The organism is Streptomyces sp. NPDC059897 (assembly GCF_042730865.1).
GTDB lineage: Bacteria > Actinomycetota > Actinomycetes > Streptomycetales > Streptomycetaceae > Streptomyces.
Genome location: NZ_JBHWKQ010000017.1, coordinates 67,689 through 88,894 on the forward strand (window position 1 = coordinate 67,689; position 21,206 = coordinate 88,894).

21 protein-coding genes and 1 pseudogene are annotated in these 21,206 nt (G+C 71.0%); 11 read left to right on the top strand and 11 right to left on the bottom strand.

Translation table 11 applies throughout. From position 1 onward, the window contains the following. Window positions 1-12 precede the first annotated feature (12 nt). Window positions 13-1,128: a DUF2786 domain-containing protein gene (locus ACFV9W_RS20380; protein ID WP_385762777.1), complete on the top strand. Its 1,116-nt coding sequence runs from the start codon at window positions 13-15 to the stop codon at window positions 1,126-1,128. A gap of 7 nt (window positions 1,129-1,135) precedes the next feature. Here ACFV9W_RS20380 and ACFV9W_RS20385 read toward each other — a convergent pair whose 3' ends face one another. Beyond that, window positions 1,136-2,239, bottom strand: a complete 1,104-nt coding sequence (locus ACFV9W_RS20385; RefSeq protein ID WP_385762779.1) for a Gfo/Idh/MocA family protein — start codon at window positions 2,237-2,239, stop codon at window positions 1,136-1,138. 165 nt (window positions 2,240-2,404) lie between these two features. Here ACFV9W_RS20385 and ACFV9W_RS20390 point away from each other — a divergent pair, with 165 nt between their 5' ends. Next, the gene (locus ACFV9W_RS20390; protein WP_385762781.1) at window positions 2,405-2,758 is read left to right on the top strand and encodes an ArsR/SmtB family transcription factor; all 354 of its coding nucleotides are present in this window, start codon (window positions 2,405-2,407) and stop codon (window positions 2,756-2,758) included. 41 nt (window positions 2,759-2,799) lie between these two features. After that, the gene (locus ACFV9W_RS20395; protein ID WP_385762783.1) at window positions 2,800-5,286 is read left to right on the top strand and encodes an FUSC family protein; all 2,487 of its coding nucleotides are present in this window, start codon (window positions 2,800-2,802) and stop codon (window positions 5,284-5,286) included. A 25-nt stretch (window positions 5,287-5,311) separates the two neighbouring features. Here the strand turns inward: ACFV9W_RS20395 and ACFV9W_RS20400 are convergent, their stop codons facing one another. From ACFV9W_RS20400 to ACFV9W_RS20410, 3 genes are all read right to left on the bottom strand, one after another. Further along, window positions 5,312-5,623: a hypothetical protein gene (locus ACFV9W_RS20400; protein WP_385762785.1), complete on the bottom strand. Its 312-nt coding sequence runs from the start codon at window positions 5,621-5,623 to the stop codon at window positions 5,312-5,314. Window positions 5,624-5,845: 222 nt separating this feature from the next. Then, window positions 5,846-7,303, bottom strand: coding sequence for an aldehyde dehydrogenase family protein (locus ACFV9W_RS20405; protein ID WP_385762787.1), 1,458 nt, complete (start codon window positions 7,301-7,303; stop codon window positions 5,846-5,848). Window positions 7,304-7,400: 97 nt separating this feature from the next. Beyond that, window positions 7,401-8,297 (bottom strand): helix-turn-helix domain-containing protein, encoded by an 897-nt coding sequence (locus tag ACFV9W_RS20410; RefSeq protein ID WP_385762789.1) that lies wholly within the window; start codon window positions 8,295-8,297, stop codon window positions 7,401-7,403. A gap of 257 nt (window positions 8,298-8,554) precedes the next feature. Here ACFV9W_RS20410 and ACFV9W_RS20415 point away from each other — a divergent pair, with 257 nt between their 5' ends. Beyond that, window positions 8,555-9,052, top strand: a complete 498-nt coding sequence (locus tag ACFV9W_RS20415) for an ATP-binding protein (RefSeq protein WP_385762791.1) — start codon at window positions 8,555-8,557, stop codon at window positions 9,050-9,052. A 29-nt stretch (window positions 9,053-9,081) separates the two neighbouring features. Here ACFV9W_RS20415 and ACFV9W_RS20420 read toward each other — a convergent pair whose 3' ends face one another. From ACFV9W_RS20420 to ACFV9W_RS20435, 4 genes are all read right to left on the bottom strand, one after another. Continuing rightward, window positions 9,082-9,324, bottom strand: a complete 243-nt coding sequence (locus ACFV9W_RS20420) for a DUF397 domain-containing protein (RefSeq protein ID WP_266711349.1) — start codon at window positions 9,322-9,324, stop codon at window positions 9,082-9,084. 165 nt (window positions 9,325-9,489) lie between these two features. Beyond that, window positions 9,490-9,786 (bottom strand): SRPBCC domain-containing protein, encoded by a 297-nt coding sequence (locus tag ACFV9W_RS20425; protein WP_385762932.1) that lies wholly within the window; start codon window positions 9,784-9,786, stop codon window positions 9,490-9,492. A gap of 36 nt (window positions 9,787-9,822) precedes the next feature. Further along, window positions 9,823-10,191: a metalloregulator ArsR/SmtB family transcription factor gene (locus ACFV9W_RS20430; RefSeq protein WP_385762793.1), complete on the bottom strand. Its 369-nt coding sequence runs from the start codon at window positions 10,189-10,191 to the stop codon at window positions 9,823-9,825. Between the two features lie 5 nt (window positions 10,192-10,196). Further along, complete coding sequence (locus ACFV9W_RS20435; protein ID WP_385762795.1) at window positions 10,197-10,361, bottom strand: VOC family protein; 165 nt, start codon at window positions 10,359-10,361, stop codon at window positions 10,197-10,199. A 180-nt stretch (window positions 10,362-10,541) separates the two neighbouring features. Between ACFV9W_RS20435 and ACFV9W_RS20440 the strand changes: the two genes are divergently transcribed. The 3 genes from ACFV9W_RS20440 to ACFV9W_RS20450 all read left to right on the top strand — a co-directional run bounded on the left by ACFV9W_RS20440 (window position 10,542) and on the right by ACFV9W_RS20450 (window position 12,960). Continuing rightward, window positions 10,542-11,183: a PadR family transcriptional regulator gene (locus ACFV9W_RS20440; RefSeq protein ID WP_385762797.1), complete on the top strand. Its 642-nt coding sequence runs from the start codon at window positions 10,542-10,544 to the stop codon at window positions 11,181-11,183. 86 nt (window positions 11,184-11,269) lie between these two features. Next, on the top strand, window positions 11,270-12,196 hold the full coding sequence (locus ACFV9W_RS20445) for an ATP-binding cassette domain-containing protein (RefSeq protein WP_385762799.1): 927 nt from the start codon (window positions 11,270-11,272) through the stop codon (window positions 12,194-12,196). After that, entirely contained in the window at window positions 12,193-12,960 is a 768-nt protein-coding gene (locus ACFV9W_RS20450; RefSeq protein WP_385762801.1) for an ABC transporter permease, read from the top strand. Before ACFV9W_RS20445 ends, ACFV9W_RS20450 begins: the two co-directional genes overlap by 4 nt. Window positions 12,961-13,063: 103 nt before the next feature. On the opposite strand, the gene ACFV9W_RS20455 is transcribed toward ACFV9W_RS20450, so the two are convergent. Continuing rightward, window positions 13,064-14,368: an ion channel protein gene (locus ACFV9W_RS20455; RefSeq protein WP_385762803.1), complete on the bottom strand. Its 1,305-nt coding sequence runs from the start codon at window positions 14,366-14,368 to the stop codon at window positions 13,064-13,066. Between the two features lie 122 nt (window positions 14,369-14,490). Here ACFV9W_RS20455 and ACFV9W_RS20460 point away from each other — a divergent pair, with 122 nt between their 5' ends. Both ACFV9W_RS20460 and ACFV9W_RS20465 read left to right on the top strand, forming a co-directional pair. Continuing rightward, complete coding sequence (locus ACFV9W_RS20460; protein WP_385762805.1) at window positions 14,491-15,249, top strand: MerR family transcriptional regulator; 759 nt, start codon at window positions 14,491-14,493, stop codon at window positions 15,247-15,249. A 144-nt stretch (window positions 15,250-15,393) separates the two neighbouring features. Further along, window positions 15,394-16,077 (top strand): annotated as a pseudogene (locus tag ACFV9W_RS20465) (DedA family protein); the annotation flags it as partial. A 42-nt stretch (window positions 16,078-16,119) separates the two neighbouring features. Here the strand turns inward: ACFV9W_RS20465 and ACFV9W_RS20470 are convergent. Beyond that, the gene (locus tag ACFV9W_RS20470) at window positions 16,120-17,787 is read right to left on the bottom strand and encodes a threonine/serine exporter ThrE family protein (RefSeq protein WP_385762807.1); all 1,668 of its coding nucleotides are present in this window, start codon (window positions 17,785-17,787) and stop codon (window positions 16,120-16,122) included. Between the two features lie 122 nt (window positions 17,788-17,909). After that, window positions 17,910-18,401: an inorganic diphosphatase gene (locus ACFV9W_RS20475; RefSeq protein WP_385762809.1), complete on the bottom strand. Its 492-nt coding sequence runs from the start codon at window positions 18,399-18,401 to the stop codon at window positions 17,910-17,912. Window positions 18,402-18,457: 56 nt separating this feature from the next. Between ACFV9W_RS20475 and dacB the strand changes: the two genes are divergently transcribed. Both dacB and ACFV9W_RS20485 read left to right on the top strand, forming a co-directional pair. Further along, on the top strand, window positions 18,458-19,954 hold the full coding sequence (gene dacB, locus ACFV9W_RS20480) for a D-alanyl-D-alanine carboxypeptidase/D-alanyl-D-alanine-endopeptidase (protein WP_385762811.1): 1,497 nt from the start codon (window positions 18,458-18,460) through the stop codon (window positions 19,952-19,954). 89 nt (window positions 19,955-20,043) lie between these two features. Then, window positions 20,044-21,192: a zinc-dependent metalloprotease gene (locus tag ACFV9W_RS20485; protein ID WP_385762813.1), complete on the top strand. Its 1,149-nt coding sequence runs from the start codon at window positions 20,044-20,046 to the stop codon at window positions 21,190-21,192. Window positions 21,193-21,206 lie beyond the last annotated feature (14 nt).

Below are 21,206 nucleotides of genomic sequence, written 5' to 3' on the forward strand. Positions count from 1 at the left end.
GATCATGGCCGGATGAGCGGTACGAGCAGTGACAGCACGGTCGAGCGGGCCTTCGCCGCCGCCCTCCACGATGGCGGCGACCTCGACACAGGGGCCTCGCTGCTCGCCGCCGACCCCTCCTCCGACGGCGAACTCGCCCTCCGGGGGCGGGAGTTCGTGCGGCGTGCGTGGGAGCGCGGCTGGCAGCCGGCCGACGTGCTGCGGATGGTCGTACGGCAGGAGGGCCTGGACGCGGGCCACGAACGGCTCGCGGCCCACCTGATCCGCACCGAGACCGAGCGGTACGAGCACCTGCCGCCGCGCTGGTCCGCCCAGCTCGCCGAGCTGCCCGCGCACGGGCCCGCGCGCACGGACCGGTTCTCGTACGCGACGACCGCCCTGGAGCTGTACCGGCTCCTCGCGCGGCTGCCCGCGATCGAGCCGGTCGGCCCGGTGCCGGGGGAGTCGATCGGCGTCCCCGTGGCGGGCGAGCCGCGCGCCCTGGCGAAGATCCGCGCGCTGCTCGCCAAGGCGGAGCGGACCGGGTACCCGCCGGAGGCGGAGGCGCTGTCGGCGAAGGCGCAGGAGCTGATGGCCCGGCACTCGGTCGACGAGGCGCTGCTCGCCTCCCGTACGCACGCCAAGGAAGCCCCCGCCGCCTGCCGGATCGGCGTCGACGCCCCCTACGAGACGGCGAAGGCGGTCCTCCTCGACGCGGTGGCCTCGGCGAACCGCTGCCGCGCGGTGTGGAACTCGGCGTTCGGTTTCTCGACGGTCGTCGGCTTCGAGCCGGATCTGGAGGTCGTCGAGGTCCTCCATACGTCGCTGCTCGTGCAGGCCACCGCCGCGATGACGCGCGCCGAGGCCGAGCAGCGGGCGGGCGGCCGCAAGCGCACGAAGACCTTCCGGCAGTCGTTCCTGGCGGCGTACGCGCACCGGATCGGGGACCGGCTCGCCGCCGTCACCGAGCAGGTGACGGGGGCGATGGGTGAGGCGCTGCCGGTGCTCGCCGCCCGGGACGTCGCGGTCACCGGGCGGGCCGAGGAGATGTTCCCCGAGACCGTGACGACGCGCATGAGGGGCGTCACCGACGAAGCGGGCTGGACCGAGGGCACCGAGGCGGCCCGGAGGGCCAGGCTCGAAGGGTGAGCCGACGTCAGGCGGCGGCGCGCTCGATGCGGTCGAGCAGCCGGTGGTGCCGGACGGCGTGCGCGAAGTCGGGGACGACGGACGTGCCGTCGGCCAGGTCGCGGCGGAGCTGGGCGTAGGCGGCTCCGACGTTGTACGCGTCGGTGCCGCGCAGCTCCGCGAGCTCGGGCTCGAAGTAGCGGTCGGGGACGGTGATCTCGCTGGGCGCGGTGTCGGCGCCGCGCGCCCCGCTGAGGGTGTACTCACCCATCTGCAGGTGGCCGTGGTCGCCGGTGAGGATGAGGTCGCCCTCGGTGCCGTTGATCTCCCAGTGGAAGTTCGTGCCGCGCGACTGCCCGCCCCGGAAGTGCACGGAGGCCACCGCACCGGAGGCCAGCACGCCGCCGAGCGCCACCTGGTCGGCGACGTCGGGCCGGTGGACCTCGCCGGTGCGCGGGTCCTTGATCTCCCGGTGCCGGGTCGCGGTGACGGCGCGGAGGGGAGCGGCCTCGTCGAAGTCGCCGAGCACCGAGGTCAGACCGTCGAGCGTGTGCCCGAACGGGATGGTCAGCATGTTCGCCCCGGAGGCCCGGTCCAGGAGATACGCGCCGCCCTCCGGGAACTCCGCTCCCCAGCCGCGCCCCGACGCCACGAGGCTCGTGGACAGCACCTCGCCCACGTAGCCCTCCGCGACGAGATCGCGCAGGTGGCGCACGACCGGGGCGGAGCGCGCCTGGAGCCCGGTGAAGGTGCGCACACCGCGGTCGGCGGCGAGCGCGGCGAGAGCCTCGGCCTCGGCGGGCCCGACGCCCAGCGGCCACTCGGAGAACACCGCCTTGCCCGCGGCGACGGCCGACTCGATGATCTCGCGGTGGTCCGGCACCTTGACGGTGACCACGACGAGGTCGACCTCGTCGGAGGCGGCCAGCTCGGCGGCGGTGCCGTAGGAGTGCGGGACGCCGAACTTCTCGGCGGCGGCCCGCGCGGATTCGGCGCTGCTCGCGGACAGCGCACGCACCTCGAAACCCTTGAGGCGGCGCAGGGCGGGCAGGTGGGCACGGGAGGCCCAACCGCGTTTCGCGGAGAGACCGACGATGCCCACACGGACCGGGGACTGCTGGGACAGGGGCATGACGGGACTCCTCCGCGAGGGCGACGAGGCACTGACGAGGCACTAGAGTGTTCGACGATCGACGAACATTCGGCATGCGGAGTGTACGCACGGCGTCGAACACTCGGCAAGAGGGCCCGAGGCCGGGCTCATTCGTGGACAGGTTTCTTGGACAGGGAGGACGGCATGGCAGTGGCGCGGGTCGCGACGGCGGGTACGGCGAGCGGGCATCGGGCCGCGCCCGTGCACGTCGATCCGGTGGACGTTCCGCTGGAGGCGGCGCTCGTCGCGCTCGCCGACCCCGTGCGGCGCACGCTCGTGCGTGAGCTGGCCGGGGCCGTCGACTGGGAGCGCACCTGCGGCACCTTCGACGTGCCGGTCACGAAGGCGACGCTGAGCCGGCACTTCGCCGTGCTCCGGGAGGCGGGGCTGCTGGAGCAGCGGGACGCCGGGCCCAAGCGCCTCAACCGGCTGCGCCGCGCCGAGTTCGACGCCCGTTTCCCCGGCCTCCTGGACCTGGTGCTCCGCGAAGGGGAGTAAGACGCGCCGTCCGGAACGGCAGATGCCCGTATTCTGGCGAAATGAGCTGGTTCCGGGCGTTGAAGGTGACCACGCGCTCGGGCCTGACCGTCGAGCGCAAGCGCCTCGAACCGCTGATCGCCCTGCGCGGCGCAGCGGGGCTCGCGATCGTGCTCGCGGTGAGCCTGTCGCTGTTCGGTCCCGCGGTGGCGGCCGGATCCGCCTTCGGCGCGTTCCAGGCGGCGATCGCCACGTTCCAGCGCAGCTGGCGGCCACGTCCCGAACTGGCGCTCGCCTCCGGCGCGAGCCTCGGCATTTCTACGTTCCTCGGCTACCTCACCGGCTCCCACCTCGTCTTCTTCCTGCCGCTGCTCGCGCTGTGGACGTACCTTTCGGGGCTTGCCTGGGCGGCGGGGCCGACCATCGGCATCATGGCCTCGTCGAACGTCGCGATGATGCTCGTGACCATCACGCTGCCGACGACGATCGGTGAGGCCGCGGGCCACGCGGCGATGATGGCCTTCGGCGGCCTGGTCCAGGCGGCGCTGGTGATCCTCTTCCCCGTACGGCGGTGGGGAGCGCACCGCGACGCCCTCGCCGACGCGCTCGCGGCGGAGGCGGACTACGCGCGGCGGCTGCGGCACGATCCCGTCGCCGCGTTCGATCCGGAGCCGCTGATGCTGGCGCGCAACGCCGCCGCGCTCACGCCGCGGCAGGCCAGGACCCGGCCCGCGCAGCTGCACGGTGCGCGGGGCGTCGCGGAGCGCATCCGCCCGGTGCTCGCCTCGCTCGCCGATCCGGCGGTCGGGGTGCCGGAGGAGGGGCCCGAGCGGGACCGGGTGCGGGAGTTGCTGGCCGCGGCGGGGGCGATTCTGGACGCTGCGGCGAGGGCCATCCGGCACGGGTCCCGGGTGGAGGTTCCGCCGGATGCGATCGCGGCGTTCCGGTCCCCGGATACCGGGGTGATTCTGTCCGGCCCACCGCAACGTGCGGCCAACCGTCTGGGGTCACTTCTGCGTGACGTCCTGGAGACGGCGGGCGGCACGTCCCCCACGCCACGGGGCTCCGCCCCGGACCCCGCGCCTCAATCGCCGGCGGGGCTGGATTCTGCCCACCCGCCGCAGGGGCAAGAGAGCGCCGACCCGCCGCACGGGCGCGAGAGTGCCGATCCGGCGCACGGGCGCGAGAGTGCCGCCCCCGCCCCGGGCTCCGCGGACTCTCGTCCGACTGCGGGGATTGGTTTTCCCCACTCGCCGCAGGGGCAAGAGGGTGCCGACCCGCCGCACGGGCCAGACGGTGCCCACCCCCCGCACGGGCAGGAGAGTGCCGACCCCGCCTTGGGCAATCTGCCTTCCCCAAGCTCTGCGACAAGCTCCGAGCAGGGGAGACCCCATCGGGCGGCAGGGTGGGCAAGGCGGCCCCCGGTGCCGCGCGCCGATACGACGGCCCCCGCCCCGGCGCCGATCGCCCAACCGCTTCGGCGGCCCAGTATCTTCACGCTGCTGCCCGTCGCCGCGCGGGCGATCCGGCGGGAGGCCCGGCCCGGGACCCCCGTGCTGCGGCACGCGAACCGCGTCGCCGCGGTCGCCGTCGCCGGCTACCTCATCGGCGACGCCCTCCCGTACGGCCACGGCTACTGGGCCCCGATGTCCGCCGTGATGGTGATGCGCCCCGACTTCTCGCAGACGTACTCCCGCGCCGTCGCACGCTTCGGCGGCACCCTCGTCGGCGTCACCGCGGCCACCGCGATCCTCCAGCTCGCCCACCCCGGCACGTACCTCTCCGCAGTGCTCGCCGTGGTGTGCGCGGCACTGATGTACCTCCTGATGCGCACGGGACAGCTCGCCGCCCAGGCCTGCGTCGCCATGTACGTCGTGTTCCTGCTCGGCATGGGCGGCCAGGAGTGGAGCCAGACCGTCCCCGAACGCGTCGTCCTGACACTCGTCGGCGGCGTGCTCGCGATGTTGTCGTACGCCCTGTACCCGGCCTGGGAGACCCCGCGCCTGCGCACCCGGCTCGCCGACTGGCTGGCCGCGCTCGGCGAGTACGCCGCCGCGGTCGTCGCCCACTACGCGAGCCCGGCGGGCAAGAGCTGCCCGGACGTGCGCGAGGCCCTGCTCAAGGCCCGGGACGCGCACATCGCCTGGGAACAGGCCGCGGCCCGCGCCAAGACCGAACCCGTACGCCACCGCGGACTGTCCAACGCCGCGGCCGACGACGCCGCGCACGCCCTGCACCACATCGGCCGCGTGGTGATGCTGATGGAGGCGCACCTGCCGGAGCGCGGCGCGACCCCCGTGCCCGCCGCGGACGCGCTCGCCGACGCGCTGCGCGCCGCGACCCGCGACGGCGCCCAGGCCATCCGCGAGCGCCGGATCCCGCGCTGGAAGCCGGTCCGCGAGGCCCTCGACGCGTGGGACGGCGAGGGCGTCCCTGACCGGGTGGTGCGCCGCGGGGCGGGTCTTCTCCTCGAAACGCTGGAGGAACTCTCCGACGCCCTGGACACCGACGTACCGCCGATGACCAGGGAGTCGACCGACCAGCGGTGACACCAGCGGTGACACCGGAGGCGGTTCAGTTCGTCGGGAGGCCGCTGGGCAGGCCGGTCGGCAGCTCGCCGTCCTTCGCCTTCTTGAACGTGTCCTTCGTGCCGCCGTCCCACGAGACCCGCATCGTGCCGCCGTCGTTCGACTCGACCGCGCCCTTCGTGCGGTCGGTGTTCCCGTCCGCGCACCGGAGCGTCAGCGTCGGCTTCCCGTCGCCCGCCAGGGTCCCCGTGCACAGGTGCCCGTCGGCCGTGGTCAGCGCGGCCTGCTTCGCGCCGACGACCAGGACGACGGGCTTGCCGCCGCCGGACGCCTTCCACACCCCCTCGGCGTCCTTCACGGAACCAGGACCGGCTTCGGACCCGGACCCGGACCCGGACCCTGAAGAGGACGGGGCCGGGGTGTCGCCCCGGTCCTTTCCACCGTTTCCGCCGTCGTCGGCACCCCCACCGCTGCACCCGCCGAGGGCCAGCGCCACCACCACGGCGGCAGCGCCCACCCCGCACCGCACGGTCCTCCTGCGCACAACGTCTCCCAACCTCAGTACGACCTCAGTGCCGGCTCAGAACGGGAACTGCGAGCGCCCCCGTTGCACCGATATCCACTTCTGCGTGGTGAACGCCTCCACCGTCGCCTCGCCGTTGAGCCGCCCGATCCCCGACTGCTTCTGCCCGCCGAAGGCGACGAGCGGCTCGTCGTGCACGGTCCCGTCGTTCACATGGAACATGCCGGTGTCGATCCGCTGGGCGAAGGCCACCCCGCGCTCCACGTCGCCCGTGTGCACGGCGCCGCTCAGCCCGTACGGGGTGTCGTTCGCGATCCGCACCGCTTCCTCGTCCCCGTCGAACGGGATGAGCAGGGCGACCGGACCGAAGATCTCCTGCCGCAGGACGGGGGAGTCGGCGGGCAGCCCGGTGAGCACGACCGGTTCCACGATGTTCCCGTCCACGCCCCCGCGGACGAGCGCGGTGGCGCCCTCCGCGACCGCGGTGGCGACGACGCTCGAAATCGCCTCCGCCTGCGTGGAGTTGATGACCGGGCCGATGACGGTGGCGGGATCGCGCGGGTCGCCCGACTTGAGGGTGGAGACCTTCGCCACGAACTTCTCCGTGAACTCCTTCTGTACCTTGCGGTCCACGAGGATCCGGTTCGCCGCCATGCAGACCTGGCCCTGGTGGACGTACCGGCTGAAGACCGCGGCGTCCACCGCGTAGTCGATGTCCGCGTCGTCGAGCACGGTCAGCGCGCTGTTGCCGCCGAGTTCGAGGATCGCCTGCTTGAACTGCGCGGCGCAGACCGTCCCGACGTGCCTGCCGACCTGGTCGGAGCCGGTGAAGGAGATGACCTTGGGCACCGGGTGGGTCAGGAACGCGTCGCCGATCTCCGCGATGTCGGTGATGACGACGTTGAGCAGACCGGCCGGCAGGCCCGCGTCCTCGAAGAGCTTCGCGATCAGCGAACCGCCCGTGATCGGGGTGTTCTGATGCGGCTTGAGGACCACGCCGTTGCCGAGCGCCAGCGCGGGCGCGACGGACTTGAGCGACAGCAGGAACGGGAAGTTGAACGGCGATATGACCCCGACGACCCCGACCGGCACCCGGTACAGCCGGTTCTCCTTGCCGTCCACGGGCGAGGGGATGATGCTGCACTGCGGGCGCAGCGCCAGCTGGATCGACTCGCGCAGGAACTCCTTGGCGAGGTGCAGCTCGAAGCCGGCCTTCACCCGCGTACCACCGAGCTCGTCGATGATCGCCTCGGTGATCTCCTCCTCGCGCTCCTCGAGGAGGCGCAGGGTGCGCTCGAAGACGGCGCGGCGCGCGTACGCGTTGGTCCCCGCCCAGTCCTTCTGGACCCGCTCGGCCGCGCGGTACGCCTCGTCTATCTCTTCCACGGAGGCGACGGTGATGGAGGCGAGCTTGTCACCGTTGTAGGGATTGAAGTCGATGATGTCCCACGCCCCGCGTCCGGGACGCCACGAGCCGTCGATGTATTGCCGGTCCAGTTCCGTGAAGTAGGACATGTAATCCCTTGCTGCAGCGCCGGGCACCTCTGATGCCCGTCATCGTACGGGCGGGTAATGACAGTTGCAGCAGGAGTTACGTCAACTCACAGCAGGCTCAGGCCAATTCCGACAACGCGTCACGGAGCAGTCGCACACTGTCCTCGGGCGAGGGGCACTGCGCCGACAGTTCCGTCATCGCCTTCTCGTACTGCGTCACGTCCTCGCGCTTGTCCAAATACAGCGCGCTGGTGAGCTGTTCGAGGAAGACGACGTCCGAGAGCTCGGACTCCGGGAACGTGAGAATGGTGAACGTGCCGGACTCGCCCGCGTGCCAGCCGTGGCTGAACGGCATGATCTGCAGGGTCAGATGGGGCAGCGACGCCAGCTCGATGAGGTGCTCCAGCTGTCCGCGCATCACCTCGCGCCCGCCCTGCACCCGCCGCACCGTGGCCTCGTCGAGCACGATGTGCACCTGCGGCGCCCGCTCGTCGACCAGCAGCTTCTGCCGCTCGATGCGCAGCGCGACCCGGCGCTCGACGTCCTCGCGCGGGGCCCCCTTCATGCCCTGCTCGACGACCGCGTGGGCGTACCCCTCGGTCTGCAGCAGGCCGTGCACGAACTGCGCCTCGTACCCGCGGATCTGGGAGGCCGCGCCCTCGAGCCCGAGGTACGTCGGGAACCAGCCGGGCAGTACGTCGCTGTAACTGTGCCACCAGCCCGCGACGTTGGCCTCCTTCGCGAGCGAGAGCAGGGCCGAGCGCTCCGTCTCGTCATCCACCCCGTACAGCGTCAGCAGGTCGGCGACATCGCGCGTCTTGAAGCTCACCCGTCCCAACTCCATGCGGCTGATCTTCGATTCGGAGGCGCGAATCGAGTAGCCGGCGGCCTCGCGGGTGATCCCGTGCGATTCCCGCAGGCGCCTCAGCTGTGAGCCCAGCAGGATGCGTCGCACCACCGAGCCCCCACCAGAGTTCAGCGCCTGGGGCGACCCCCATGCCTCCCCAGCGGTCACGTCTCTTCATCCTCCCCATTGGTCCACGGCCGAAGTCTGCCATCAAAACGCTCCAGCCTGTACTCGTTCGGTTACAGAAACGGAAAGATCACGAACTACATGCGCAAGAAGTCGTAGGAAGAAATGAGCGAGAAGCGGTACGTGACTGCTCAAGTCGGGCGCGTGCACGTGCATCTGCCCTTGCATCCGCTGTACGCATTCGGAACGATGGCGCCACCACCGCTCGCTGCGTACTGCGAAAATGGGGAGTGCCTCGCATGGGGACGGACGGATCGACCATGCTCGAGCCTTTGGGCGCGTTAAGGCGCGGCCTGCCTCCGGTCGACCCTTCGGCCGTCTCCAGCACCGCGTCCTGCGCGCTGCCCGCCCGTTATGAAGCGGTGCGCTGCGCACGGGAGTTCAGTCGCAGGACGCTCGCCGACTGGGAGGCGTTGGAGCGCTTCGACGACATCTGTCTCGTCGTATCCGAACTCGTCACCAATGCCCTGCGGCACGGCCTTCCGGCGAACGCCCCGCACGGCCAGGACCCGCCCGTACGGCTCCATTTGATGCACTGGTCTTCGCGCGTAGTGTGCGCGGTCCGTGATCCCAGCGACGACAGTCCGGTCGCCCAAGAAGTGGACATCGAGGACGATTTCTCGGCGGAGTCGGGGCGTGGGCTGTTCCTCGTCGACTCGTTCGCCGACAGCTGGGGCTGGCACCCCTTGGCCGGAGCGCTGAGCGGAAAGGTCGTCTGGGCGCTCTTCAGGCTGTGAAGGCTTGAAGGCCGCCTATTGAGGACGCGTCAGGCCCCGGCCGTCAGATGGTCGAATTCCCCGTCCTTCACGCCGAGGAGCATCGCCTCTATCTCCGCGGGCGTATAGACGAGCGCGGGCCCTTCGGGAAAGTTCGAGTTGCGCACGGCGATCCTTCCGCCGGGCAACTTCGCGAACTCCACGCAGGAGCCCTGCGAGTTGCTGTGCCTGCTCTTCTGCCAGACCACTCCGTGCAACTCCGTGGCCGCCATGCCGTTGTACACGTGGTGCACGGTTCGCTCCCCGGTGGTGCTGTCAGTGCTGTAACAGTGAATGATTCTGTGGTCAATGCGAATGCCGGGACAGCAGTGATCAACTGCCCCAACTGTCCAGGATCATAGCTGCGTTCAAATGCCCATGCATGGGCAGATGCACGTGCACGCGGGGTGTTCTCGCAGTTACAGCTCGGAAAGCGCCTGCCCCCGTGCCCGCATTACATGCGACCGCCATCCACCGTCCATGATCTTTCGAGCCATCGCCTGAGCGGGGTCGTCCGGATCGAATCCTTCATGGACCAAGAAGAGCCGCGTCCCACGGCCTTCTTCGGACAGTGTCCAAGTGATCGTCCAGTCCGCGGAATTGGCCGGAACTCGATCCGCCCGGCGCATCCTCGGCATCCGCTCGTCCTCGTAGGCGAGCACCTCCGCCGCGACCCTGCCGGAGAGGTCGGGGTCGGGTCGCGGCACCGCCGTCATCGTGTGGGGTCGTGTGTCGGGTCGGCTCACTGATGCTCATGAGGCGTCATCGCCGGGCACGGCGTCCAGTACGTCGCTGAGGTCACTCGGCTTCTTCCGCCAGAACCGCTCGTAGGGATGCAGCCAGTCCTGTACGTCGGCGAGCGGCGCGGCCTCCAGGCGGTAGATCCGCCGCCGGCCCGAGCGCTCCTCGGAGACGAGGCCCGCGTCGCGCAGCACCTTCAGGTGTTCGGAGAGGCTGGGTCGGGCCATGTCGAAGCGGTTCGCCACGGCCCCCGCCGGCTGCGGTCCCTGCTCCCGCAGCAGGCGCAGGATCTCGCGCCGGGTGCCGTTGGCGAGCGCGCCGAAGATCCGGTCCTGGTCGTGGTGCCGGCCGGTGGTGGGGTGCGCGCTCGCGGGGGTCATGGCGGTCAGAAGCTCCCTGTCTCGCTCTCGGTGATCAGCATCAGGCCGTTGCCGTCCGGGTCGGTCAGGCCCGCCATCCGCCCCCACGGCAACTGCTCGGGCCCGTCGACCTCGACGCCCGCGGCCTTCAGGCGCTCGCAGTCGGCGTCGACATCGGTCGTGACGAACATGATCCCCGCGCCGAACCGGGCGTGAAATCGCCCATGCCGGGTCCGGCGAGCGTGAAGACGGTCTGTCTCGGAAGATACGTAGGGCTGTCCCTACGCGTCAAACGTAGGGAAAGCCCTACGTGTCCGCGCGGCGCTTGACCGGCGGCGGGCCCTGTGCCTCCGGCGTCTACGCTGGACCGCATGTCAGCGATCCGCCTGCTGGTGCTCGGGGCCGTACGCCAGCACGGCCGCGCGCACGGCTATCAAGTGCGCAACGACCTGGAGTACTGGGGCGCCCACGAGTGGTCGAACGCCAAGCCGGGCTCGATCTACCACGCGCTCAAGCAGATGGCGAAGCAAGGGCTGCTGCACGCCCACGAGGTCGCGCCCTCCACGGCCGGCGGCCCGCCGCGCACCGAGTACGAGCTGACGGAGCAGGGGCGGGAGGAGTACCTCACCCTGGTCCGCGAGTCGCTGACCTCGTACGACCAGCGGCCCGACATCCTCACGGCGGCGCTCGGCTGCATGGTGGACCTGCCGCGCGACGAGGTCGTGGGCCTGCTCAAGGAGCGGGTGCGGTACATGGAGGAGTGGCGGCGCTCCGTCACGGAGTACTACACGCCCGAGGAGGGCCCCGAACAGCTGGGCCACATCGGCGAGATCATGAACCACTGGGTCTTCTCCGCCGACACCGGCGCGCAGTGGACCAGGGGTCTGATCGCCCGCATCGAGGGCGGCGCCTACACCTTCGCGGGCGAGGGCGAACCCTTCGTCGGCGTGCTCGCGGAGGGGCAGGAGAACCCGTACGCGGCGGGTGAGCAGGCCGCGGGGAGAGACCGCTAATCAAGTTTGACGAATGGCCTCGCCTCCCTTACCTTCGTCCACCTAGTCAAGTTTGACTACGACCCTTTGGGTATGGAAGGAGCCGGATGACGGACGTGATCGTCGCCGAGGGAGTGCGGAAGCGGTACGGGGAGAAGGCGGCACTCGACGGGCTCGACCTGACGGTGGGCCGGGGCACCGTGCACGGCGTGCTCGGGCCGAACGGGGCGGGCAAGACCACCGCCGTACGCGTCATGGCGACGCTGCTGCGGGCCGACGAGGGCCGCGTGGAGGTGGCGGGCCACGATGTGCGGCGCGCCCCGGACGAGGTCCGCCACCGCATCGGCCTGCTCGGCCAGCACGCGGCGCTCGACGAGGAGTTGAGCGGCCGGCAGAACCTGGAGATGTTCGGCAGGCTCCACCACCTGGGCGCCCGGCGCGCGGGCGGCAGGGCCGACGAACTCCTGGCCCGCTTCGGCCTCGCGGACACCGGCCGCAAGGCGGTCAAGGCGTACAGCGGCGGCATGCGGCGCCGCCTGGACCTCGCCGCGTCGCTGATCACCGAGCCGGAGGTGCTCTTCCTCGACGAGCCGACGACCGGGCTCGACCCGCGGGGCCGCGCCGAGGTCTGGGGCGCCGTGCGCTCGCTGGTCGGCGGCGGCACGACGGTGCTCCTGACCACGCAGTACCTGGAGGAGGCGGACCAGCTGGCCGACCGGGTCTCGGTGGTCGACCGGGGCCGGGTCGTGGCGGACGGCAGCCCGGACGAGCTGAAGGCGAAGCTGGGCGGCGACCGGATCGACGTGGTGGTCCGGGACGCGGCACACCTGCCCCGGGTGGCCGCGATGCTGCCACCGGGCGCCACGGTCGACGCCGACCGCCGCCTGGTGAGCGCCCCGGTGGCCGACCGGATGGCCGCGCTCACCGAGGTCGTACGAGCCCTTCAGGAGGCCGGCGTCGAGGCGGAGGACGTGGCGCTGCGCCGCCCCACGCTCGACGAGGTGTTCCTGCACCTGACGGAGGTCCCCGCATGAGTACGTCGTTGAGCTGGGCGGTCACGGACTCCTGGACGATGACCCGCCGCGAACTCGCCCACTGGGCGCGGCAACCGGTGCAGGTCGTGGTCGGCCTGGTGTTCCCCGTGATGCTGCTCGTGATGTTCGGCTACCTGGTCGGGGGCGGGAAGGGCGTCGAGGGCGACTACGTCGACTTCCTCGTCCCCGGCATGCTCGCGCTGACCATGGCGTTCGGCCTGGAGTCGACGATGGTGGCGATCACCCAGGACCTCAACAAGGGGGTGATCGACCGGTTCCGGTCCATGCCGATGACCAACGGGGCGGTCCTGGTGGGCCGTTCGGTGGCGGACATGCTCCAGTCGGCGGCGTCGATCGCGGTCATGGCCGGGGTCGGGCTCGCCATCGGCTGGCGGCCGCACGGCTCGTTCGGCGCGGTGCTGGGGGCCTTCGGGCTGCTGCTCCTGCTGCGCTTCGCGATGCTGTGGCTGGGCATCTGGCTGGCCATGGTGGCGGGGAAGCCGGAGCTGGTGCAGGCCGTGCAGATCCTGGTGTGGCCGGTCGGATTCCTCTCCAACGCCTTCGCGGTGCCGTCGACGATGCCGGACTGGCTGGGCGCGGTGGTGGAGTGGAACCCGATGTCGGCGACGGCCTCGTCGGTCCGGTACCTGTTCGGCAACCCGGGCGGCGCGGACGAGGTGTGGCTCGCGGTGGCGTGGCCGGTGGGGCTCGTGGCGGTGTTCTTCCCGCTGGCGGTGCGGAGGTTCACGGGGCTGAGCAAGTAGCCGTTCAGCTAGCCGTCAGCAGCTCCGCCGGATCGGACATGCGGCGGTGACATGGGAGCCAACCCCGCTACGAGGACGGGAAGTTGTTCCGTGCTCGTCGCGCTCAGCGGATCGCCGCCCCGTCCTCCGACAGTTGCATCTGCGGGCGTCCCGTCACCAGGAGCCAGGCGGGCAGCGACGCGATGCACATCAGGGCGATGATCGCGGGGGAGGCGACCAGGACGGCCGCCGTGAAGAGGCTGACCCAGCCCTGCCGGGTGACCGCGAGGAGCACTCCGAGCACCCCGGCCGCGATGCCGACCGAGGGGTTCACGGCGGGCACGACGGCGTGCGCGAAGAGGCCGAAGGCCGCGCCCACGAAGACGGCGGGGAAGATCCGGCCGCCCCGGAACCCGCACGTCGCGGCGATCAGCAGCGCGGCCAGCTTCACCACGGTCATCAGGGCGAACTCCCCGGCCGACCAGCCGTCGGGGGACCCGGCGATCTCCTTGACCTCCGCGAGCCCCTTGAACAGCGTCAGTTCGCCGCCGAGCGCCCCGAGCAGGCCGAGCAGGAGCCCGCCCAGCGGCAGCGTCAGCATCGGGTGGCCGAGGCGGCCGAAGGCCCGGTGCACGTGGGGGAAGGCGTAGACGGCGGTCATCGCGAACACCGCGGCCGCGCACGCGACCACGATCGCCGAGAGGAGGTCCACCCAGTCGGGGTCGCCGAGCGGGGGCAGGCCCAGGTCGAAGGAGGGCGAGGCGACCAGGGACGTGGTCATGGAGCCCGCGGCCGCCGCGAGCAGCGGCCCGAACATGTTGTCCCACAGCGAGCCCTTCATCGGCATCGCCTTCCCGGCCAGCGTCTCCGAGACGAGCAGCGCGGCCGCGATCGGCGTGCCGAACAGGGCGCCGACGGTCGCCGCCGTCGCGAGGCTCACCCACATCGTCGCGGGCGAGTCCGGCACCAGCTTCTTGCCGAGCCAGAACGCGAGCCCCACGTTCACCGCGATGATCGGGTTCTCCGGGCCCAGGCTCGGCCCGCCGGCCAGCATCAGCGCGGCGGCGAGCGCGAGCCCCGGCAGCACGTAAGGGGGCAGCGGCGCCTCGCCGCCGAGCCCCATCGTGGCCGGGTCGGGGCCCGCGTGGCCGGGCGCCTTCCACACCACGAGGCCGACGAGGACGCCCGTGACGGTGAGCATCACGATGATCCACAGTGCGGAGTAGCCGCCGATGCCGAGGGCGTCGGGAAGGTCCTCCCACACCAGTCCGGCCAGCTCCTCCGCGATCCGGTCGAGCGCGAGGAACAGCAGGCTGCAGCCGACGCCCACCACCAGCGCGGGCAGGACGAACGGCAGCAGGGTGCGAGCGGAGACGGCGGACGAGGGCTCGGACGGGGGCGGCGGTTCGATCTCGGTATGCGTGCTCACGGCGCCACCCTAAGCGGACATAAAACGCATAACACCCCGAAAATCCGCCGAAGGAGCCGACTTGCACCTCACGTCACGTGAGGCCCCAAGCTGAATCACGTACGAGGAAGGAGGTACGGCGGATGAGCTACTCCGTGGGCCAGGTCGCCCGCTTCGCCGCAACCACGGTGCGCACCCTGCACCACTACGACGAGATCGGTCTGCTCACCCCGAGCGAGCGCAGCACGGCGGGACACCGCCGCTACGGCGAGGCCGACCTCGACCGGCTCCAGCAGGTCCTCTTCTACCGGGAGCTCGGCTTCCCGCTCGACGAGATCCAGGCCCTGCTCGACGACCCGGAAGCGGACCCGCGCGAACACCTGCGGCGCCAGCACGAACTGCTGACCGTCCGCATCGAGAAACTGCAGAAGATGGCCGAGGCCGTCGAACACGCCATGGAGGCACAGAAGATGGGCATCCAGCTCACACCGGAGGAGCGCTTCGAGGTCTTCGGGGACAAGGACCCCGTGGAGTACTCCGAGGAGACCGAGCAGCGCTGGGGCGGCACGGCGGCGTACGCCGAGTCGCAGCGCCGCGCCGCGACGTACTCCAAGGAGGACTGGCTGCGCATGAAGGCCGAGAACGACGACTGGCTCGCGCGCTACGCGGCCCTCGTCGCGGCCGGCGAGCCTGCGGACGGCGAGCGCGCCATGGACCTGGCCGAGGAGCACCGTGACCAGATCTCGCGGTGGTTCTACGACTGCCCGTACGAGATGCACGCCTGTCTCGGCGCCATGTACGTGGCCGACGAGCGCTTCAAGGCGTACTACGACGCCCTGGGCGAGGGCGTCGCCGAGCACCTCAGCACCGCGATCCACGCCAACTCGGTACGGAACGGCTGAACCACAGGTATGCCACAGTTCGCGCACAGTGCATCCTGAGGGGGCCACTGGAACCTGGCGGGCACGACCGGCGTTGATAACTTTGCATCGCCATTGCCTTGCCCTGCCTTTGTCACCAAGCCCCCTCAGGAGTCCGGACCCGTGATGACGCTTGCTCTAGGACCAAGCTGGCTGGACCCGGACTATCTGCTGAACACGTTCGGCATCTGGGGCCTGCTGCTGATCGTGTTCGCCGAGTCGGGCCTGCTGATCGGCTTCTTCCTGCCGGGCGACTCGCTGCTCTTCACCACGGGCCTGCTGATCACCGCGGGCACCCTGGACTTCCCGCTGTGGGGCGCGGTCGCGCTGATCTGCGTCGCGGCGATCCTCGGTGACCAGGCGGGTTATCTCTTCGGCAAGAAGGTCGGCCCCGCGCTGTTCCGGCGCCCCGACTCCAAGCTGTTCAAGCAGGAGAACGTGCAGAAGGCGCACGAGTTCTTCGAGAAGCACGGGCCGAAGTCGCTGGTCCTGGCCCGCTTCGTGCCGATCGTCCGCACGTTCACGCCGATCATCGCCGGTGTCTCCGGCATGAGGTACCGCTCGTTCATCACGTACAACGTGATCGGCGGCATCCTGTGGGGCGCGGGCGTGACGCTGCTCGGCTCCTGGCTCGGCAACATCGAGTTCGTGCACAAGAACATCGAGGCGATCTTGATCCTGATCGTCCTGATCTCGGTGGTGCCGATCGTGATCGAGTTCCTGCGGGCCCGCGGCAAGTCGAAGAAGGAAGCCGCCCGCTCCGCGCAGGCGGGGGAGCCCGGCCCCGGCCAGACCCCGCCCGCCCCGCCGCGCCGCCGGCACGCGAAGCGTTAGAAGCTCGCCCGTTAGGCCCTAGAAGCCCCTCGTGCGCTTGGCCGCGCGCCGTCCCGCGGCGCCCGGCCCCTGCAGGAACAGGCGGGAGATCTCGCCACCGAGGTTCACGCCGATCGCGATGGCGAGCGCGAGCGCCGCCGCCTTGGACAGGAACGTGAGCCCGCCGTTCACATCGCTGTGGGCGATCGCCAGCAGCCCGAAGTACGTCGACGAACCGGGCAGCAGCGGACCGATCGCGGCCGTCACGTACGGCAGCGCGGAAGCGAACTGGTACCGCGAGAAGAGCTGCCCGAACAGGCCGACGAGCCCCGCCGCCGCGGCCGTGGCGGCCACCGGCGAGATCCCGCCCTGGTAGTGCAGGGCCCCGAAGATCGCGCCCGCGACGCCGCCGTTGAGCGTCACGGCGATCACCGTCGCCCGCTCCTGCTGGAGCAGCACGGCGAACGCCAGCGACAGCGACATCGACGCGACGATCTGCCAGACCGGCCGGTCGACGCTCTGCAGCGCCTCCTCCGGATTCAGCTGGGCGTCCAGCTGCACGCCCACGTAGAGCATGATCAGCACGCCGATGACGATGCCCACGAAGAAGTACATGACTTCGAGCAGGCGGGCCGCGGCCGTGATGTAGAAGCCGGTCAGGCCGTCCTGCACGCCGGCCACGAGGGCCCGCCCCGGGAGCAGCGCGAACAGTCCACCGGTGATCACCGCGGACGCCTTCACGTCCACGTAGTTGTGCGCGAGCGTCAGCGCGATGCCGATCGCGGCGGGCGGCATCGCGGCCACCGTGAACTGGTAGAACTCCGGGAACCCGCGCCCCGCGCAGAGCCACGCGAGCCGGTCGCCGAGCATCGCGCCCAGCGCGGCGACGACGAACACCAGCAGGTCACCGCCGACCAGGATCGAGGCCGACCCGGCGAGCAGCCCGCTCGCCGCGGTGAGCGCCCAGCCCGGGTACGGGTGCCGGTTCCTGCGGATCTCGGCGAGGCGCCGGTAGGCCTCCTCCAGGGAGACGTCGACCTCCTCGTCGCTGATGTCGTCGACGAGCCGGTAGACGGCCGCGAGGCGCGTGTAGTCGGTGCCGCGGCGCCGCACGGTGCGCGAGGCCGTCACCGGGTCGTCCACCAGGGACGGCTGGAAGCTGATCGACAGGAGAGTGAACGTTACTGTCGGCTCGCAGCGGTCGAGCCCGTAGGACCGGCACACGGCGAACATCGCTGCCTCCACGTCCTCGGCGCCCTCACCACCGGCCAGCAGCAGCTCCCCGATACGCAGCGTCAGGTCGAGCACGCGCGGTACGGCGGGGCCCGACTCCTCGTCGTGCTTCTGCACCAGGTCGGGGGCGGGCCGCTCGGCGACCGGCATCCGCAGCATCGTGCGCATCCGGTCCTGCCAGGGCGCCTCCTTGATCAGCTTGACCATGGGGATGCCCTGCGGCGGGGTGAACGCGGGCGGCGACTCGCGGGCGCTGTACGTCCGCGGCGGCGTGAACGCCGAACCCTCCGTGTCCACCGGCTCCGGTGCCTGCACGCTCAGCCCGTTGGGCACCGCGAACTCCGACGTCGTCGACGACTCCTCGTCGACCACCGGAGGCGGCGTGATGATCCCGATGGGCTGCGTGAACGCGCTGCGCGCCTCGTCGGACTGCGGCTTGCGGTCCTCGGGGGCCTCGGACTCCCGCTCCGTCACCTCTGTCGTTCCTCGCCCTTCACATCGCTGCGTATCCGTGTACCGCACTTACGCCTCAGTATGCGCACAGATACGCGAACGGGCCGCCCCAGGGGGGCGGCCCGGATGTGAACGCTGGTGACTCAGTGGCCGCCGTTGTCCTGCGCGCGCTTGTAGGAACGCTCGATCTCGGCCTCGGCCTCGGTACGGCCGACCCAGTCGGCGCCCTCGACGGACTTGCCGGGCTCCAGGTCCTTGTAGACCTCGAAGAAGTGCTGGATCTCCAGGCGGTCGAACTCCGAGACGTGCTGGATGTCGCGCAGGTGCTCCATCCGCGGGTCCGTCGCCGGGACGCACAGCAGCTTGTCGTCGCCGCCGGCCTCGTCCGTCATCCGGAACATGCCGATCGCGCGGCACTTGATGAGGCAGCCCGGGAACGTCGGCTCGTCCAGGATGACCAGGGCGTCCAGCGGGTCGCCGTCCTCGCCGAGGGTGTCCTCGACGTAGCCGTAGTCCGTCGGGTAGGCGGTCGACGTGAACAGGCGACGGTCGAGGCGGATGCGACCGGTCTCGTGGTCGACCTCGTACTTGTTCCGCGATCCCTTCGGAATCTCGATCAGAACGTCGAACTCCACCGGTGGCTCCTCAATGATCAACACAAACGTCTGGTGGTTAAGTGTCCCCTACGCAGATGTGTGATCGCGAAAGGGGCTGGTCCGCGGTGCCGGAGCCGAAGGCTTCGCAGCTCGTGAAGAGTGCGGCGAAGACTGTTGCCGGATCCAAGACCAAGCACGTCACGGTGGGCGCGACGGCGGCTGGTCTCGCCCTCGCGGCCGTCGTGGCGGTCGCGGCCGGTCCCTGGGACGCTTCCGGTCAGCGTAAGGCCGAGGCCGACCGGGCCGCCTCCTCGGAGGCCGGAGGTGGCGCAGATCACGGCCGTCCGGCCGAGGCGGCGCCGAGCGCGCCCGTGGTCCTCGCGGCCCCCGGCGCGGCCGTGCCGGGCCCCACGAAGAGCGCCCTGGCCGACGTCCTCGACCCGCTCTTCAAGGGCTCCGCGCTCGGCGGCCGGCGCACCGCCGCGGTCGTCGACGCCGTCACCGGAAAGAGGCTCTACGGAAGGTCCCCGGACGACACCCTCACCCCGGCCTCCACGACGAAGCTGGCCACGGCGGTGGCGGCCCTCTCCGCCGCGGGCCCCGACCACCGCATCGCCACCCGTACGGCCCTGGAGAAGGACTCCAAGAAGCTGATTCTGGTGGGCGGCGGCGATCCGACCCTGACCGCCCGCGAGAAGAATCCTTACGGTGCCGCCGACCTGGGCACTCTCGCCGACGAGACCGCCAAGGACCTCAAGCGGCGCGACATCGGCGAGGTCACCCTCACGTACGACACCTCGCTGTACGCGGGCCCCGACACCCACCCCATCGGCCCCAACGAGAACCTCGCCAGGGTCACCGCGCTGATGGCCGACGAGGCCCGCACCGACGACTCCGACAGCGGACCGGCCGCGCGCGAGGGCGACCCGGCGGCCGCCGCGGCGAAGAAGTTCGCGGACCTGCTGAACGACCGCGGCATCAAGACCAAGGGCGACCCGGCGTCCGGCAAGGCGTCCGGCACGGCGGAGAAGCTCGCGAAGGTGTCGTCGCCGCCGCTGTCCGCGCTCGTCGAGCGGATGCTGACGCACAGCGACAACGACATCGCCGAGGCGCTCGCCCGGCAGACCGCGATCGCCGTGGGCAAGGGCCACGACTTCGACGGCGCGGGCAAGGCCGTGAAGAAGCAGCTCGAAAAGCTCCGCCTGCCCGTCGAGGACACCCACTTCGCCGACGGCAGCGGCCTCGACCGCGCCGACAAGATCTCCGCCGACCTGCTCACAGGACTGCTCGCCAAGGCCGCCGACCCGTCCCGCCCGGAACTGCGCTCCGTCCTCACCGGCCTGCCGGTCGCCGGCTTCACCGGAACCCTCGCGAGCCGCTACGAGGAAGCGGCCAACGCCTCCGGAACCGGCCTGGTCAGGGCCAAGACCGGCACCCTCACCGGCGTCAACACGCTCGCCGGGACGGTCGTCGACGCCGACGGCCGCCTCCTCGTCTTCGCCTTCATGACGGAGGGCGCCACGGACCCCAAGGCCGCCCAGTCGGGCCTCGACCGCCTCGCCTCCTCCGTCGCGAACTGCGGCTGCAGGTGAACCCTCAAGGGTTCCGAGGGGCCGAAGTGGGGCGGCACTCCGGGGCCGACACCTCTTCCCGTACGCGAGGGGTCACGTACCGTTGACGCATGACGAGCCTCGGCGGTGCTGCATCTTCGGGAATGGTCGACTGGAACCTCGCGGTGGCGACCGCGACCCGACTCGTACGACCAGGTCCCGAGGTCAGCCGGGACGAGGCGAGGGCCGTCGTGGCCGAGCTGCGGCGGCACGCGAAGGCCTCCGAGGAGCACGTGCGGGCGTACACGCGCATGGCCACCGACGCCGACCACGACACCCCGGTGCTCGTGGTCGACCGGGCCGGCTGGGTGAAGGCCAACGTCGCGGGCTTCCGCGAGGTGCTCAGGCCGCTGCTCGACAAGATGAACGAGCGGCGCGGCTCGGGACCGGGCCCCGCGATGCTCGGCGCGGTCGGCGGCAAGGTCACCGGCGTCGAGCTCGGCATGCTGCTCTCGTTCCTGTCCTCCCGCGTCCTCGGCCAGTACGAGACCTTCGCCCCCGCCACCCGTGACCTGCCCGCCGCGCCGAACGGCGGCGGCAGGCTCCTGCTCGTCGCGCCGAACATCGTGCACGTCGAGCGCGAACTCGACGTGGAGCCGCACGACTTCAGGCTCTGGGTCTGCCTCCACGAGGAGACGCACCGCACCCAGTTCACGGCCGTGCCCTGGCTGCGCGACCACCTCGAGGGCGAGATCCAGTCATTCCTGGAGGAGACCGAGGTCGACCCGACGACGTTCCTGGAGCGCGTGCGGGAAGCGGCCCAGTCGCTGGCAGGGGGGCGCCCCGAGGGCGAGGAGGACGACGGCGGCCGCTCGCTCGTCGAGCTGGTGCAGACCCCGGCGCAGCGCGAGATCCTCGCCCGCCTCACCGCCGTCATGTCGCTGCTCGAAGGGCACGCGGACTACGTGATGGACGGGGTGGGCCCGGCCGTCGTGCCGTCCGTCGAGGAGATCCGCGAGAAGTTCCAACAGCGCAGGCAGAAGGGCGCGTCCCGGCTCGACCTGGCCCTGCGCAAGCTCCTCGGCCTCGACGCCAAGCTGCGCCAGTACCGGGACGGCGAGAAGTTCGTCCGGGCGGTCGTCGACGAGGTCGGCATGGACGGCTTCAACCGCGTGTGGACGTCTCCCAACACGCTGCCGACGAAGGCGGAGATCGCCAAACCGGCGGACTGGGTCGCGCGGGTGCACAACAGGACGGACGGCGCTCACGAAGCCCCGTAGGGCACGCCCATAAT

What these genes read in the sequence shown, in the direction of transcription:
- ACFV9W_RS20380 (WP_385762777.1), top strand. Translation starts at nt 13, where the DNA reads ATGAGCGGTACGAGCAGTGACAGCACGGTCGAGCGGGCCTTCGCCGCC.
- ACFV9W_RS20385 (WP_385762779.1), bottom strand. Translation starts at nt 2,239, where the DNA reads ATGCCCCTGTCCCAGCAGTCCCCGGTCCGTGTGGGCATCGTCGGTCTC.
- ACFV9W_RS20390 (WP_385762781.1), top strand. Translation starts at nt 2,405, where the DNA reads ATGGCAGTGGCGCGGGTCGCGACGGCGGGTACGGCGAGCGGGCATCGG.
- ACFV9W_RS20395 (WP_385762783.1), top strand. Translation starts at nt 2,800, where the DNA reads ATGAGCTGGTTCCGGGCGTTGAAGGTGACCACGCGCTCGGGCCTGACC.
- ACFV9W_RS20405 (WP_385762787.1), bottom strand. Translation starts at nt 7,303, where the DNA reads ATGTCCTACTTCACGGAACTGGACCGGCAATACATCGACGGCTCGTGG.
- ACFV9W_RS20415 (WP_385762791.1), top strand. Translation starts at nt 8,555, where the DNA reads ATGGGGACGGACGGATCGACCATGCTCGAGCCTTTGGGCGCGTTAAGG.
- ACFV9W_RS20425 (WP_385762932.1), bottom strand. Translation starts at nt 9,786, where the DNA reads ATGACGGCGGTGCCGCGACCCGACCCCGACCTCTCCGGCAGGGTCGCG.
- ACFV9W_RS20430 (WP_385762793.1), bottom strand. Translation starts at nt 10,191, where the DNA reads ATGACCCCCGCGAGCGCGCACCCCACCACCGGCCGGCACCACGACCAG.
- ACFV9W_RS20435 (WP_385762795.1), bottom strand. Translation starts at nt 10,361, where the DNA reads ATGTTCGTCACGACCGATGTCGACGCCGACTGCGAGCGCCTGAAGGCC.
- ACFV9W_RS20440 (WP_385762797.1), top strand. Translation starts at nt 10,542, where the DNA reads ATGTCAGCGATCCGCCTGCTGGTGCTCGGGGCCGTACGCCAGCACGGC.
- ACFV9W_RS20445 (WP_385762799.1), top strand. Translation starts at nt 11,270, where the DNA reads ATGACGGACGTGATCGTCGCCGAGGGAGTGCGGAAGCGGTACGGGGAG.
- ACFV9W_RS20450 (WP_385762801.1), top strand. Translation starts at nt 12,193, where the DNA reads ATGAGTACGTCGTTGAGCTGGGCGGTCACGGACTCCTGGACGATGACC.
- ACFV9W_RS20460 (WP_385762805.1), top strand. Translation starts at nt 14,491, where the DNA reads ATGAGCTACTCCGTGGGCCAGGTCGCCCGCTTCGCCGCAACCACGGTG.
- dacB (WP_385762811.1), top strand. Translation starts at nt 18,458, where the DNA reads ATGTGTGATCGCGAAAGGGGCTGGTCCGCGGTGCCGGAGCCGAAGGCT.
- ACFV9W_RS20485 (WP_385762813.1), top strand. Translation starts at nt 20,044, where the DNA reads ATGACGAGCCTCGGCGGTGCTGCATCTTCGGGAATGGTCGACTGGAAC.